The 14,908-nt window shown below is 65.4% G+C and carries 13 protein-coding genes; 8 read left to right on the top strand and 5 right to left on the bottom strand.

Features of this window, described 5'->3' with window-relative positions; translation table 11 throughout:
* The first annotated feature begins 110 nt into the window (after nucleotides 1–110).
* The 3 genes from imuA to P2869_RS12100 are packed head-to-tail and all read left to right on the top strand — an operon-like array spanning nucleotide 111 to nucleotide 5,942.
* On the top strand, nucleotides 111–965 hold the full coding sequence (gene imuA, locus P2869_RS12110) for a translesion DNA synthesis-associated protein ImuA (protein WP_017776204.1): 855 nt from the start codon (nucleotides 111–113) through the stop codon (nucleotides 963–965).
* Nucleotides 856–2,517: a DNA polymerase Y family protein gene (locus P2869_RS12105; RefSeq protein WP_033351363.1), complete on the top strand. Its 1,662-nt coding sequence runs from the start codon at nucleotides 856–858 to the stop codon at nucleotides 2,515–2,517. Before imuA ends, P2869_RS12105 begins: the two co-directional genes overlap by 110 nt.
* 56 nt (nucleotides 2,518–2,573) lie before the next feature.
* Nucleotides 2,574–5,942: an error-prone DNA polymerase gene (locus P2869_RS12100; RefSeq protein WP_277598126.1), complete on the top strand. Its 3,369-nt coding sequence runs from the start codon at nucleotides 2,574–2,576 to the stop codon at nucleotides 5,940–5,942.
* Nucleotides 5,943–5,963: 21 nt separating this feature from the next.
* Here P2869_RS12100 and P2869_RS12095 read toward each other — a convergent pair whose 3' ends face one another.
* Nucleotides 5,964–6,965 carry an SDR family oxidoreductase gene (locus tag P2869_RS12095; RefSeq protein ID WP_277596628.1) on the bottom strand — a complete coding sequence of 334 codons (1,002 nt, stop codon included), beginning with the start codon at nucleotides 6,963–6,965 and terminating at the stop codon, nucleotides 5,964–5,966.
* Between the two features lie 28 nt (nucleotides 6,966–6,993).
* Nucleotides 6,994–7,206, bottom strand: coding sequence for a heavy-metal-associated domain-containing protein (locus P2869_RS12090; RefSeq protein WP_017776208.1), 213 nt, complete (start codon nucleotides 7,204–7,206; stop codon nucleotides 6,994–6,996).
* Nucleotides 7,207–7,491: 285 nt separating this feature from the next.
* Between P2869_RS12090 and cueR the strand changes: the two genes are divergently transcribed.
* From cueR to P2869_RS12075, 3 genes are all read left to right on the top strand, one after another.
* Complete coding sequence (cueR, locus tag P2869_RS12085; RefSeq protein WP_126878425.1) at nucleotides 7,492–7,920, top strand: Cu(I)-responsive transcriptional regulator; 429 nt, start codon at nucleotides 7,492–7,494, stop codon at nucleotides 7,918–7,920.
* A 291-nt stretch (nucleotides 7,921–8,211) separates the two neighbouring features.
* Nucleotides 8,212–8,358, top strand: coding sequence for a DUF3563 family protein (locus tag P2869_RS12080; protein WP_017776210.1), 147 nt, complete (start codon nucleotides 8,212–8,214; stop codon nucleotides 8,356–8,358).
* 284 nt (nucleotides 8,359–8,642) lie between these two features.
* Nucleotides 8,643–9,041, top strand: a complete 399-nt coding sequence (locus P2869_RS12075; RefSeq protein ID WP_277596627.1) for a hypothetical protein — start codon at nucleotides 8,643–8,645, stop codon at nucleotides 9,039–9,041.
* 13 nt (nucleotides 9,042–9,054) lie between these two features.
* Here P2869_RS12075 and rlmJ read toward each other — a convergent pair whose 3' ends face one another.
* Nucleotides 9,055–9,900: a 23S rRNA (adenine(2030)-N(6))-methyltransferase RlmJ gene (rlmJ, locus tag P2869_RS12070; RefSeq protein ID WP_277596626.1), complete on the bottom strand. Its 846-nt coding sequence runs from the start codon at nucleotides 9,898–9,900 to the stop codon at nucleotides 9,055–9,057.
* Nucleotides 9,901–10,112: 212 nt separating this feature from the next.
* On the bottom strand, nucleotides 10,113–11,084 hold the full coding sequence (locus P2869_RS12065) for an aldo/keto reductase (RefSeq protein WP_017776213.1): 972 nt from the start codon (nucleotides 11,082–11,084) through the stop codon (nucleotides 10,113–10,115).
* Between the two features lie 195 nt (nucleotides 11,085–11,279).
* Between P2869_RS12065 and P2869_RS12060 the strand changes: the two genes are divergently transcribed.
* Entirely contained in the window at nucleotides 11,280–12,077 is a 798-nt protein-coding gene (locus P2869_RS12060; protein WP_017776214.1) for a 3-hydroxybutyrate dehydrogenase, read from the top strand.
* A 17-nt stretch (nucleotides 12,078–12,094) separates the two neighbouring features.
* On the top strand, nucleotides 12,095–13,333 hold the full coding sequence (locus P2869_RS12055; protein ID WP_017776215.1) for a patatin-like phospholipase family protein: 1,239 nt from the start codon (nucleotides 12,095–12,097) through the stop codon (nucleotides 13,331–13,333).
* A gap of 113 nt (nucleotides 13,334–13,446) precedes the next feature.
* On the opposite strand, the gene P2869_RS12050 is transcribed toward P2869_RS12055, so the two are convergent.
* Nucleotides 13,447–14,646, bottom strand: a complete 1,200-nt coding sequence (locus tag P2869_RS12050; RefSeq protein WP_017776216.1) for an amino acid aminotransferase — start codon at nucleotides 14,644–14,646, stop codon at nucleotides 13,447–13,449.
* Nucleotides 14,647–14,908 lie beyond the last annotated feature (262 nt).

Genomic DNA, 14,908 nt, shown 5'->3' with positions numbered 1-14,908 from the left:
ATCGGCGCGCGTTTCGGTATCCGGTTTGCGTGTTCGGCGACGGTTCCGCCTTGCCCGGCTTGTGTCGGGAGGGCGGCGTATCCCCTTTTGAAAGAGCATCAGCACGAATCATGGCTGCAGCACTCCATGCCACGAGCGCTTTGCCGTCCCGGCTGCGCAGCCAGGTATGGCAAGGGGATCAGCTTGCCGGCGCGACGGCGGGCGTCGTGCCGAGCGGGTATGCCGCTCTCGACGCACTGTTGCCCGGCGAGGGCTGGCCAGCCGGCAGCCTGACCGAACTGCTGGTGGAGCACGGCGGCATCGGCGAAATGCGTCTCGTGGCACCGGCGTTGAAGTCCCTCACGGCGCGCGACGGTAAGCACGTCGTGTTCGTGGCGCCGCCCTGGCAGCCCTATGCGTGTGCGCTGAAGGCGTGGGGCATCGCGCTCGAACGGGTGGTCTGGGTGCGTGCACGCGAAGAGGAAGCCCCCTGGGCCGCCGAGCAGGCATTGAAGCAGGAAGGCATGGGCGCGGTACTGGTGTGGCTCGCGAAAGCGCGTCCGGATGCGGTGCGTCGGCTGCAGGTCGTGGCGCAGGATTCGCGCTCGCTCGCTTTTCTCGTGCGGCCGGCGCACGCGCGCAGCCAGTCTTCGGCGGCGCCGCTGCGCATCGCATGCGAGCCGATGCTGCCGCCCGATGCCGAGACCATCGACCGGCATCGCTGGCTTCAGGAAGCGTCGTTGTCGGTGGACGTTTTCAAGCGGCGCGGGCCGCCTCCTGCCCGGCCGCTTTTCGTCACGTTGCCGTTGCAGGCCGGATTGCTGCCACCGCCGCAGTCCCAGTCCGGCCATCAACGTCAATGGCACGAGAGCAATCATGTTGTGGATCGCAGTTACCTTGCCCCTGTTGCCGCTGGAGGCGGTGAAGCCGCCTCTGGCTCTCCCGCGGCAGCCCGAAAACCCGGACGCTCCGCACAGCCGGCATGAGGCCGGCGCCGCGCACGTCGCAAGCGGTGCGGTGGACGGCGCCGCGAACGTGCGCTGCCATGTGCTCGCTGATCATGTGCGCATCCTGATTCCCGATCTGGATGCGCTCCGTCTCGGCGTGCGCGCGGGCAACACGCGCTCGCATGCGCTCGCGCTCGCGCCGCAGATCGTGATGCTCACGCCCGATCCGGCGCGTGAGAAAGCGGCGCTCGAAGCACTGGCGCTGGCGTTGCTCGCCTTTACGCCGAACGTGGCGTTTGCCGAAGGCAATACGCTGCTGCTGGAGGTGGGTGCGGGGCTGCGTCTTTTCGGCGGCCTGCGCGCGCTGCTCTCGCGGGTCGCCTCGACCGTGGCGATGCTGGGGCACACCGCGCGCTTCGCCTGTGCCCCCACGGCGTGGGGCGCATGGCTGCTGGCCGCGGCGTGTGCCGAGCGAGCGGAGAGGGCGGAGAGGGCGGGGCGGCGCTGGCGTGTGGTCAAGCAGGCTACGCTTGCGCGCACGCTCGATACGCTGCCCGTTTCGCTCTTGCCCTTCGCCGCCGAACATGACGATGTGTTCGAGCAGATCGGCTGCACGACCCTCGCCGATCTGCGCCGGCTGCCGCGCGAGGGCATCGTGCGCCGCTTCGGCGACGGCGTGCTCACGCTGCTTGCGCAGGCTTTCGGCGAGCATCCCGATCCGCGCGAATACTTTCAGGCGCCGGCCTCGTTTCACGCGCAACTGGAATTGCAGGCGCGGGTCGATAGCGCCGAAGCCTTGCTGTTCGCGGCGCGCCGGCTCGTCGTGCAACTGGCCGGCTGGCTGGGCGCCCATCACGCGGCTTTGCGCAAGTTCGAACTGCGGCTCGAGCACGAACTCGCCTCGCGCCACGCGCCGCGCACGTCGTCGTTGAAGCTCGGCTGGGCGGTGCCGTCGCGCGATGCCGATCACCTGATCTGGCTGTTGCGCGAAAAGCTCAATCAGACGGAGCTGGCCGCGCCGGTGATCGGGCTGAAACTCGTCGCCGACGAAGTGAGCGAATACGCGGCGCCCACCGGCACGCTCTTTCCCATGCCCGAGGCGTCGGACGAATCCATGGCGCGGCTGATGGAGCGGCTCGGCGCGCGCCTGGGCGCACAGAACGTGCTGCAGCTTTCGGCTCACGAAGACCACCGCCCCGAGCGCGCGATGCAGACCGCCGCTTATCGCGAGCCCGCAGCGGGGCGCCGCAAGCCGGCGCGTGCGAAGAAGCCCGCTGCCCAGCCGACAGGCGATGCGTACCCGCCGCCGCATCAGGCCGTGCTCGATCTGCCCGAGAGCCCGTTGCCCTCGCAGCCGCGTCCGGTGTGGATGCTCGAACGGCCGCTGCGGCTCGTGGTGCGCGACGAGCGTCCGGTCTACCGGCGTCCGTTGAAAACGCTTACGCGCACCGAACGCATCGAGGCAGGGTGGTGGGATGGCGAAGGCGTGGAGCGCGATTACTACGTGGCCGGCGACGATCAGGGCCGCATGTTCTGGGTGTATCGCGAGCGTCTGAGCGGGCAGTGGTTCCTGCAGGGCCTCTTTGGCTGAGCGCCATGTCGAGAGTCGATACAGCGTCCCGTGACGGGAAGGGCGCCGTGCCCCCGATGCCGCAATTGCCGGCGTATGCCGAGCTGCATTGCCTCACCAACTTCACGTTCCTGCGCGGCGCGTCGCGTCCCGGTGAACTCGTCGAGCGGGCCATCCAGTGCGGCTACAGCGCGCTCGCGATTACCGACGAGTGCTCGCTCGCCGGCGTAGTTCGTGCCCACAGCGCGCTCAAGATCATCGAAGCGGAACGCGAGAAGGAACGGAAGGCATGCAGTGAAGGAGAAGAGGAAGCGCAACCCGACCCGCCGCTGCATCTGCTGATCGGCAGCGAACTCAATCTCACCGATGAAGCCGGTGCACCGTTCTGCACGCTCGTAGCCATCGCGATGAATCGCGATGGCTACGGCAATCTCTCCGAACTGATCACGCTGGGACGCTCGCGCGCGGCGAAGGGCAGCTATCGGCTGCATCCTGCCGACTTTACCCAACCGCCGGCCGATCTCGCGCATCTGCGCCATTTGCCCGACTGCGTCCTGCTGCTCGTGCCGCAGCAGGCGGCAACGCTCGCGCAGACGCTGCGCTGCGCGCACTGGCTTGCGGGCATCGCGCCGGACCGCGCCTGGCTCGCGCTCGAACTATGGCAAATCGGCAACGACGAAGTGCGCATCAACGCAATGCGGACCATCGCGCAGCAAAGCGGGCTGCCGCTCGTGGCCGCGGGCGGCGCGTTGATGCATGCGCGTTCGCGCAAGCCGCTGCAGGACACGTTGACGGCCATCGGTCTCGGCCAGCCGCTTGCTCGATGCGGCCATGCGCTCGAACCCAACGCGGAGCGGCATCTGCGCACGCGGGTGCGGCTCGGGGCGCTGTATCCCGCGGATACGCTCGCCGAAACGCTGCGCGTGACGAGCCGCTGCTCGTTCTCGCTCGACGAACTGGCCTACGAATATCCCGAAGAACTCGTGCCGCCCGGCGAAACGCCGGCCAGCTGGCTGCGCAAGCTCGTGATGGAGGGCGCACGCGCGCGCTGGGCGGGCAGCTTGAGCGAGCGCCAGCGTGAGCAGATCGACAAGGAACTCGATCTGATCGCGGACCTGCGCTACGAGAAGTACTTCCTCACCGTGCACGACATCGTGCGTTTCGCGCGCGAGCAGGGCATCTTGTGCCAGGGGCGCGGGTCGGCGGCCAACTCGGTGGTCTGCTATTGCCTCTATGTGACCGAGATCGACCCCGTGGACATGAACATGCTGGTCGAGCGGTTCATTTCGCGCGCGCGCAACGAGCCGCCTGACATCGACGTCGACTTCGAGCATCAGCGCCGCGAAGAGGTGATCCAGTACGTCTACGGCAAGTACGGCAGGCGCCGCGCGGCGCTCGCGGCCACGGTGATCTCGTATCGCACGCGCAGCGCGCTGAAGGACGTTGGCAAGGCGCTCGGCCTCGAACCTGCGCTGATCGAACGCATCAGCAGCGCCCAGCAATGGTGGGATGGTCCCGAGGCCGTGGCGCACTATCTGGCCGAAGCCGGCTTCGATCCCGAGTCGCACGTCACGCAGCATCTGATCCGGCTCACGCGCGAGCTGCGCAATTTTCCGCGCCACCTGTCGCAGCACGTGGGCGGCTTCGTGATCGCGAAAGACAAACTCTCGCGGCTCGTGCCCATCGAGAACGCGGCGATGAAAGACCGCTGCGTGATCGAATGGGACAAGGACGACATCGATGCGCTGAAGCTCTTGAAGGTGGACGTGCTGGCGCTCGGCATGCTCTCGGCGATCCGGCGCGCGCTGGAGTTCGTCGCGCTGCGGCGCGGGTTGCCGGCGTATCGCATGCAGGACATCAAGCGCGGCGACCCGGCCGTCTACGAAATGTGCTGCCACGCGGACACGGTGGGCGTGTTCCAGATCGAGTCGCGTGCGCAGCAGAGCATGCTGCCGCGGTTGAGGCCGCGGAAGTACTACGACCTCGTGATTCAGGTGGCGATCGTGCGCCCGGGGCCGATCCAGGGCGGCATGGTGCATCCGTATCTGCGGCGCAGGCAGAAGCTCGAAGCCGTCGAATACGAGAAAGACGATTTGAAGCCGGTGCTCGAACGCACGCTTGGCGTGCCGATCTTCCAGGAGCAGGTGATGCACCTTGCGATGGTCGCAGCCGGCTACAGCGCGGAAGAGGCCGACCGCCTGCGCCGCGCCATGGCGGCGTGGCGGCGCGACGGCGACCTGCGGCCCTATCAGGACGACCTCACGAACCGGATGCTGGCGAGGAAATACACGCGGGAATTCGCGGACCGCATCTGCAAGCAGATCGAGGGCTTCGGCGATTACGGTTTTCCGGAGAGCCACGCGGCGAGCTTCGCGCTGCTCGTCTACGTGAGCGCGTGGCTGAAGCGCTACGAGCCCGCGGCGTTTCTCGCGGGCTTGCTGAACAGCCAGCCGCTCGGCTTCTATTCGCCATCGCAGCTCGTGCAGGACGCGAAGCGGCATGGCGTGACGGTGCTCGCGCCCGACGTTTCGGTGAGCGACTGGGAATCGGTGCTGGAGGTGCGCGGCCGGCCCGGCGCGCGGTTGGCGGCCGACGAGGCGGCGGCGCGGCGTGCCGATGCGCCTCGCTATGAGCGGTTACTGCGTGCCGTTGCGGTGCCGAAGCACTGTTTTGCTCGCACTGTCCGGCGTGCTGTGAGAGCTTGGGTCAAGCTGCCGGCGCGCGCCTATGGGCGGCGCGGGCCGGCGGTGCGGCTCGGGCTGCGGCTCGTGAAGGGGCTGCCCGAGGAGGCGGCGCATCGCGTGATGGAGGCGCGCCGCGAGGCGCCTTTTACCGACGTCGATGATCTCGCGCGCCGTGCGGCGCTGACGCGGCGAGAACTCCAGGCACTGGCCGCGGCGAATGCGCTCGCAAGCATTGCGGGACACCGGCGTGAGGCGTGGTGGGCCGTCACCGCCCAGCATGCCGTGCCGAAGCTGCTGCGCGACGCGCCGATCGCCGAGGCGCCGCTCGCGTTGCCGCGCGCAACGGAAGGCCGCGAGATCGTCGCCGATTATTCGAGCCTCGGGCTGACGCTGAACCGGCATCCGCTCGCGCTGCTGCGACCGGGGCTCGCGAAGCAGCGCTTTCGCACCGCCGCGCAGCTCGCCCTGTGCCGGCACGGCACGCTGGTGCGCGCATGCGGCATCGTGACGGTGCGGCAGCGGCCGGGCACGGCGAGCGGCACCATTTTCGTGTCGATCGAGGACGAGACCGGCGCGATCAACGTGATCGTGTGGCCGTCGGTGGTGGAAACGCAGCGCCAGGCGCTGTTGAGTTCATCGCTGCTGGCGGTGTCGGGCGTCGTGCAGCGCGAAGGCGAGGTGGTGCATCTGGTCGCACACCGGCTGGAGGATCACAGCCGTTTGCTGGGGCGACTGGCTACGGCGAGCCGCGATTTTCACTGAAGGCGGGCGCGGTTTCGTCGTTCATCGCCTTGTGGCTGACTGCACGCCGCCGGGCCGCCACGGAAAGGCGCGCAGCACGTCGCGAATGCCGGTGTCGAACGGCGTGCGCCGTCCTATGCCCAAGGCTTCGAGACGGCTCGAATCGAGACGGCAGTTGTAGGGGCGCGGCGTGGCGTCAGCGGGCGTGGTCTGCGGCACGAGCGCGGCATCCACCTCCAGCGCTGTGGCGAGGCGCTGCGCGATCTCGTATTTCGTCATCGGTTCGTCGCCCGACCACTGGGCGATGCCGCAAAGCGGCGCTCCGTCGGCATGCCGTTCGAGCAGTTGCCGCACGACGTAAGCAACGTCCGGCGTGAAGGTGGGGTAGCGAATCGCCCAGGCGTCCATGACGGCGGGTTTGGCGGTTTGCGCTTGACGGTCTTCTTGCGTGAAAGCGTTTCGCGCCGATGCCGCAATGGCCGGCACGAGGCTCGTCACGGCGGATTCCTGCCAGTCCACGATCGGCCCGTAGAGCAGCGGCAGACGCAACACGAGACCGAGATCCGTGGCGTCGAGCAACGCGTGCTCCCCTTCGAGCTTGCTGCGCCCGTAGGCGTTGATGGGCGAGGGCGGGTCGTCGGCGTGATACGGCGGGCGCGTGCCGTCGAACACGTAGTCGGTTGAAATCGACAGCACCCACGCGCCGCGCCGCTTCGCTGCACGCGCAATCGCTGCCACTGCTTCGACGTTGAGCGCGCGGGCCAGCGCCGGGTCACGTTCGCAAATGTCGGGCCGCCGCTCGGCGGCTGCGATCACGATGGCCTGGGGCGCTTCGCGTTCCATGAAGTGCTCGACCGCGTGCGGGTCGCGGATGTCGAGCGAAAGCTGGCCCAGCCCAGGGCGACTAAACGCCGTCTCAATCACCTGCCACGGCTCGGCTGCCGTGGGTTCCCCGGGGGGCTCATGTTGCGTGTGTTGCCGCAGCTCGGCCGCAATGGCGCGCCCCAGCAGCCCGGACGCCCCGAGCAGGCCAACCTTGAACATGCGTCGCTCCTTTGCCTCGAACGCGTGATTACTGCGCCGGAGACGATGCGCCGACCACCGTGTAACCGGCTTCGTCGATCGCAGCCTTGAGCACGTCCTGAGGCTGGTTCGACTCCACCAGAACGCGGCCCGCGGGGAGATCGACCTGCACGCTGGCGGTGGCATCGTGTTCGTGAATGGCCCGCGTCACGGCGGCGACGCAATGCTGGCAGCTCATGCCTTCTACCTGGAACTGGATCATGGTGTGGACTTCCTTTCGAACTGGAGTGAAACAACGGTTGAATTATGCCCGTGGAAATACATCTACCGTGCTGACCTTCCCATCATGGGAAGCTGTACGATCGACGGACATTGTGAAACTTGCTGCCGCACGCTGCCTGCCGCCTTGCTGCGACGGCGCAGGCAGCGACAAGAGGAGAAGCGCATGAAAACGGTGGGTTTGACCCTCGACATGCCGGCCGGGAAGGGCGGGAAAAGAATGAGCGTTGCGACGGACATCGCCGCGAACGTCACGCTGAGCAGCGCGATGAACATCGGCGAAGCGGCGCGCGCGTCGGGCGTTACGGCGAAGATGATCCGCTACTACGAGAGCGTCGGACTGCTTGCGGCCCGGTCGCGCACCGCAGCGGGCTATCGCGTCTACGGGCCCGAGGAGGTGCATTCTCTGCGATTCATTCGCCAGGCTCGACGGCTCGGTTTTCTCGTGGAGGACATCCGCCGTCTGCTGGCCCTCTGGCACGACCGCTCGCGCGCCAGCGCGGACGTCAAGGCGATTGCGCTCGAGCACGTCGGCGAACTGGACCGCCGCATCGCCGAATTGACCCAGATGCGCGATACGCTGGTTCATCTGGCTGCTCACTGCCATGGCGACGCACGGCCGGATTGCCCGATCATCGAGCGGCTGGCCGACGCCGAGGGAACGACCGAGTCTTGCGCCGGGTGCCACGACGTATGAGTGCAAGGGCTCGGCGAGCTTGCTGCAGGGAGGGCGCGGCAAAATAGCACTGAATTGGTGCATTTTTGCGCCCGCCGAGCGTGCGAAAAGGGATTCATCAAAATAAAAACTTTGAAAATTCAGTAGCTTGAACCAATTTCGTGCATGCACCATTCCAAAACGGAATGCACGCCATTCGGGCATTTCACTACCGCGCTCACGTTGTCTCGCTATAATTCGGGTTAACCCTTTTAAGGGAAATCCCTGACATCTGATCCACCGGGGATTCATTCCTGATCCTTGGAGAACATCATGTTTGCGTACATCCTCGACAAGTTGAGCACCTGGTTCGAAACCGCTGAACGTAACCGCCGCGAGGCCTACCTCGCGCAGTCCACGGACATCGTCCAGCTCGAACAGCGCCTGCGCTCGCTCGAATCCAACGGCTACTCGCTGTAAATTGCGACAGGCCGCGTTCACCGCGGTCGCATTGCCTTGCGGTTTCGTCCAAAGCCCCGCCTCGCGGGGCTTTGGCGCATCTGGAGCGGGAGTTCTTGCGTCGGCGGGCCCTGCACGGGACGCGGGCAATGGCACGGCAAGTCGTACGGGCTAGTCTGAAGCCTGCCATCGCGGTAAGGTAAAGCGTTTCTTGCGCGGGCTCCGGCATCGGGCTGCTGCCCGGCTGCTTACCGGCTCGCGCACCGATCCTTTACAACAACGATCTCGCCGAACGGGGGCTGTTCATGGTCGCACTTCGTTATCTACGCGTCGCCGCGTTGTCGATCCTGCCGGTGGTGGGAGCGCTCTCGATGCTCGCCGCATCTGCGGCGCAGGCTGCTTCGGGCGGACAGCCGCTAATTCTGGATACGCAGAGGGGCATCAGCGACGGCCAGAGCGGCACGGTGCTGCAGACGGCGCCACTCGTGAAGGCACCCATCGTGGAGGCGCAGCCCATTGCGGAACCTGCGCAGCTTGCGCCGTCCAATCAATCCATTCCGTTGTACGTTGCGCCGTACATCTCCGTGGGCGGGCCACAGCAGCAAACGGTCACGCCGGGATCCACGACTCCCGCGACTCCCACGCGCCCGTCTCAACCGGTGCATATCAAGCCGGGACCGCCTCGCATCGTGCCGCAGCAGTAGGCGCATCGCACGCCTAGTTCATGCGGTGTTCAAGCTTGAACTGCGCGTTGTCGTCTTGACCGAGGGCTTTGACGAGCCACGGCAGCGTCTCTTTCATCGTGGCCGCGAGCGTATACGGCGGGTTCAGGACGAACATGCCACTGCCGTACAGGCCGAAACCGTCTTCCGGCGGCCGGCTCACGGTGAGCGTGGCGTGCAGCCAGTTGGTGCTCTGTAGCCGCTTGAGCTGCTCGGGAAAGCGTTGCGATTCGGGCCGTGTGACCTGCGGATACCAGATTGCATAGGTACCGGTGGCGAAGCGCTTCAGGCATTCTTCGACGCAGTTCAGCGTGCGCGCGTAGTCGCGTTTGTCTTCGAACGACGGGTCCACCAGCACGAGTGCCCGGCGCGGGGGCGGAGGCAGAAGCGCCTTGATGCCTTCGAAGCCATCCCCCGCAAACATCATCACGCGACGGCCGGCTTCGCGAAAGTTGTGGCGCAGCACTTCGATTTCCGTGCTGTGCAGTTCGAACAGACGCATGCGGTCCTGCTCGCGCATCAGACGCCACGCGAGATACGGCGACCCGGGGTAATAGCGCAGTTCGCCGTCCGCATTGAGCGCGGCTACTTCGCCCACGTAATCCGCCAGCGCTTCCGGCAGATCGCGCCGGTTCCACAGCTTTGCGATGCCGGTTTCGTACTCGGCTGTCTTCGTCGCGTAGCCCTCCTGCAGTGAATATGCACCGGCACCGGCGTGCGTATCGATGTACCAGTAGGCCTTGTCCTTCTTGCCGAGGTAGCGCAGCAATTGCACGACAACGGTGTGCTTGAGGACGTCGGCGTGATTGCCGGCGTGGAAAGCGTGGCGGTAGCTGAGCATGATGGCGGGCGACGATGTGAGGCGACGAAACGAAGCGCTGAAACGAAACGATGAATTCGGCGAGGGCGAAGACGCGGGACGTGCAGCAGCGGCGCTTTGCATGGATGTGAGCGCTACGCGCAGTGGTAGCCGTGCGCTGCGGTCGCGTATTGTACGCGAGCCTCGCGCATGGCCCGCCGCTCTTTGCGCTGCATCCCGCGGCGGTTGCGTCGTCAGTCGTATGCGTCGCCTACGATTGCCTCGATGTCCCGCTTGATCTCAGGTGTGATCTTTGCCGCGATTTCCTGCGCTTTCATGTTCTCCGCGATCTGCTCGATGCGGGAGGCGCCCGTAATCACTGTGCTCACGTTGGGATTCTTCAATATCCACGCGATGGCCAGTTGCCCGATCGTGCATCCCAGTTCATTTGCAACGGTGCCGAATTTTCCGACGATCGCGTTCCTGTCTGTGTCGATGAGCCGTTCGCGCAGCCAGTCGTAACCTTGCAGTTGCGCACGGCTGCCTTGCGGCACGCCTTCGCGGTACTTGCCCGTTAGAAGGCCTGACGCGAGCGGACTCCACGTGGTCAATCCCAGTCCGATGTCCTCGTAAAGCCGTCGGTATTCGTCTTCCACGCGCCGGCGATGAAAGAGGTTGTACTGCGGCTGTTCCATGACAGGCTTGTGAAGGTGATGGCGTTCGGCGATCTCCCAGGCGCAGCGAATTTCGTCCGCACTCCACTCGGACGTTCCCCAGTACAGGGCCTTACCCTGCGTAATCATGTCGCTCATCGCCCAGACCGTTTCTTCGATCGGCGTGTTCGGGTCGGGGCGATGGCAGAACACGAGGTCGACGTAATCGAGCTGCAACCGTGCAAGCGAACCGTCGATTGCGTTGAGCAGATATTTGCGATTGAGCGTGTGGTACTGGTTCGGTGCTTCCTGTAGTCCCCAGAAAAATTTAGTGGACACCACGTAGCTCACACGCGGCCAGCCGAGTTCCTTCAGCGCGTGCCCCATGATCTCTTCGGATTTACCGCCCGCGTAGACTTCGGCGTTGTCGAAGAAATTGACGCCGGCGTCGCGCGCGGCGGCGAGCGATTCGCGTGCAGCGCGGCGGTCAACCTGATTGCCATAGGTGACCCAGGAGCCAATGGACAACTCGCTGACCTGCAAGCCGGAGCGGCCGAGCCTTCGATAGTTCATGAATTCCTCCGTGGAAAAAAGTTGGCGCAACCGGCAGCTTAGTCCTGTCCGGTTTTATTCGCCGCGTGCTCTGCTTCATGCACAATAGCGTGGTTGGCCGCGGCGCAGTATCTTCCGTCTGGCATAGGCCGTCCGGACGAGTGTGCGCCACCTGCGCGCCGTGGTTTCATTTCATCTACTGCATGGAGGTGCTGGATGTCTACAGTGAATACGAGGCTCGATGGCAAGGTCGCCGTTGTCACCGGCGCAGCGAGCGGAATCGGCAAGCAGATCGCGCTTTCGTTTGCCGAGGCGGGTGCGGCCGTGGCCATCGCCGACTTGAATCCGGAAGGCGCGAACGCCGTGGCGGACGAGATTCGGGCAGCGGGTGGCAAGGCGCTTGGCGTTGCGATGGATGTCACGAACGAAGACGCGGTGAACCAGGGTATCGACAAGGTCGCCGCCGAGTTCGGTTCAGTGGACATTCTCGTTTCGAACGCCGGCATCCAGATCGTCAATCCGATTGAAAACTACGCGTACGCCGACTGGAAGAAAATGCAGGCCATTCACGTGGACGGCGCATTCCTCACGACGAAGGCTGCACTCAAGCACATGTACAAGGACGACCGTGGCGGTGTGGTCATCTACATGGGGTCCGTGCACTCGCACGAGGCCTCGCCGCTGAAGTCCGCTTACGTAGCCGCCAAACATGCGCTGCTGGGTCTTGCACGCGTGCTCGCCAAGGAAGGCGCAAAGCATAACGTGCGCTCGCACGTGGTGTGTCCGGGCTTCGTGCGTACGCCGCTGGTGGACAAGCAGATTCCCGAGCAGGCGAAAGAACTCGGCATCAGCGAAGAGGACGTGATCAAGCGCGTCATGCTGGGCGGTACGGTGGACGGCGTGTTCACGACCGTCGACGACGTCGCTCAAATGACGCTCTTCCTCGCCGCCTACCCCACGGCCGCGCTGACGGGGCAGTCGTTCATCGTCAGCCACGGCTGGTACATGCAATAACGGCAGGGAGCGCGGCCATGGCGCAACCGAAGGTGAAACGGGCCCGGGCCGGCACAGCCGGCGACGCCGCCGGCGAGCGCGCCGGCGCCGCGTCCCGGGTTCGGGCGGAAGGCCCTGTCAAGCTGCCGCCGTATGAGTGCATCGCACTGATGCTGCAAGGCGGCGGCGCACTAGGCGCCTATCAGGCGGGCGTCTTTCAGGGCCTCGACGAAGCGGGCATTGTGCCGAACTGGTTATGCGGTATTTCGATCGGCGCACTCAATACCGCCATCATCGCGGGCAATGAGCCTCGGCATCGCGTCGAGCGTTTACGGCAGTTCTGGGAAACCATCTGTCAGCCCGCATTCGGGCCGCCGCTGCCGCCTTTCCTTGAGCACGCGCTTTTCAATTCCGGCGACGTGCTGCGTAAGACATTCACGGCGATGCAGGCAGTTGGCGCAGTCGTGGAGGGGCAGAAGGGCTTCTTCGTGCCGCGGTTCCCGCCGCCCATGCCGGCCGGCGCCGGTGCGCCACAGGCCGCAAGCTACTACGACACCGCGCCGCTGAAGGCGACACTCGAGCGCCTGTGCGATTTCGATCGCATCAATTCGGGCGAGATTCGCGTGTCGGTCGGCGCGGTGAATGTCGCCACAGGCAACTTCGCGTATTTCGACAACCGGCACCAGCATCTCAAGGCCGAGCACTTCATGGCGTCCGGCGCGCTGCCGCCAGGGTTTGCGGCTGTGGAAATCGACGGCGAGTATTACTGGGACGGCGGCCTCATGTCCAACACGCCGCTCTACGAGGTCATTCAGACAACGCCGCGCCACGACACGCTCGCGTTCCAGGTGGATCTTTGGAGTGCACGCGGCCCCGTGCCCGACAACATTACCGACGTGCAAGGGCGCGTGAAGGACATCCAGTATTCAAGTCGCACGCGCCTTGTCACCGACATGATGCAGCGCTCGCAACGTTTCAGGCACGTGCTGCGCGAGGTGCTCGAACGTGTCACGCCGCAGGAGCGCGACGATCCCTGGTGTCAACTCGCGGACGAACTTTCGTGCTCGAAGAAGTACAACGTGTTCCATCTGATCTACCGCCAGAAGGAATACGAAGGGCACTACAAGGACTACCAGTTCGGGCTCTCAACGATGCGCGCGCATTGGGAAAGCGGTCTGCAGGACATTCGGGCGTCGCTTGCCCAGCCCGGGTGGCTCGACATGCCGGACAACGACGCGGGCTTCGTCACGCACGACATCCATCGCGATCTGCGCTAACCCGCACAGAAACAAAAACGGCGCTCCATGAGGGAGCGCCGTCAGATGTCCGGTGGAAGCAATACGCTGCGGTAAGACCGGCGACGTCCGCAGTCGTATCGCCGCCCCTGCAATTACTTCAGTACTTGCGCGATCGCATTGGCCACCACGTCGAGGTTGCGCGTGTTGAGCGCAGCCACGCAGATGCGGCCGGTGCTTACCGCATAGATGCCGAACTCTTCGCGCAGACGGTCAACCTGAGCGGCCGTCAGGCCCGAGTACGAGAACATGCCACGCTGTGCGTTGACGAAGCTGAAGTCGCGCTGCACGCCGGCTGCCTTCAGGCGTTCCACGAGCCCGTTGCGCATGGCGCGGATGCGATCGCGCATTTCGCCGAGTTCCGCTTCCCACGTCGCGCGCAGTTCCGGCGAGCCGAGCACGGCCGCCACGATCGAGCCGCCGTGCGTCGGCGGATTCGAATAGTTCGTGCGAATCACGCGCTTCAACTGCGAGAGCACGCGCGCGGCTTCTTCCTTGCTGCCCGTCACGATCGACAGTGCGCCGACGCGTTCGCCATACAGCGAGAAGGACTTCGAGAACGACGACGAGACGAACACGTTCAGCTCAGCCGCTGCGAAGAGGCGCACAGCCGCTGCGTCCGCATCGATGCCGTCGCCGAAACCTTGGTACGCGATGTCGAGGAACGGCACCAGCTCGCGCGCCTTCACGACTTCGACGATCTGCTGCCATTGCGCCGGGCTCAGGTCGACGCCGGTGGGGTTGTGGCAGCACGCGTGCAGCACGACGATCGTACCGGCCGGGTAGCCGTTGAGTGCTGCCAGCATGCCTTCGAAGTTCACGCCGTGGGTGGCCGCGTCGTAGTACGGATAGGCGACCACCTCGAAGCCCGCGCCCTCGAACAGCGCGCGGTGGTTTTCCCAGCTGGGGTCGCTGATCGCGACCTTCGCCGTGGGGTTCAGTCGCTTGAGGAAGTCCGCCCCAATCTTCAGTGCGCCCGTGCCGCCCAGTGCCTGGGCCGTCACGACGCGGCCAGCGGCGATCAGCGGCGAATCGTTGCCGAGCAGCAGCTTTTGTACGGAAGCGTCGTAGGCCGCAATGCCCTCGATGGGCAGATAGCCGCGCGGCAGCGCCGCTTCGACACGCGCCTTCTCCGCCTCGCGCACTGCACGAAGCAGCGGAATCTTGCCTTCTTCGTTCGTGTAGACGCCGACGCCGAGATTCACCTTGGTGGTACGGGTGTCGGCGTTGTAGGCCTCGTTCAGGCCGAGGATGGGGTCGCGCGGGGCAAGTTCGACAGCGGAAAAGAGGGACATGATGGTTCGACAGTAGTCAAGGAAGGAATGCTGGTGTCGTGGGCGGCGGCGAGCGGAAGGCTTGCCGGCCCGGCGCGTCGCTCGGGGCGGGCGACACGGCCGCAGCCACGCATAACAGCGAGGCTCATCGGCACGCGCAACGCGACATTGTAACGAATCCGGGCGTCGTTTTTGACCCGCCAGCGGCGTTTTTGCCCATAAAGGCGGCACGCGGGATGGTTCGCCGCCTTTGCAAGCGCCGGCCAGGCGGCTTGTGTGCGGC

The sequence above is a fragment of the Paraburkholderia sp. SUR17 genome, from assembly GCF_029536165.1.
GTDB classification, from domain to species: Bacteria; Pseudomonadota; Gammaproteobacteria; order Burkholderiales; family Burkholderiaceae; genus Paraburkholderia; species Paraburkholderia kururiensis.
Note: the sequence above shows the minus strand (reverse complement) of the source record. Positions and strands in the feature narration are given on the sequence as shown.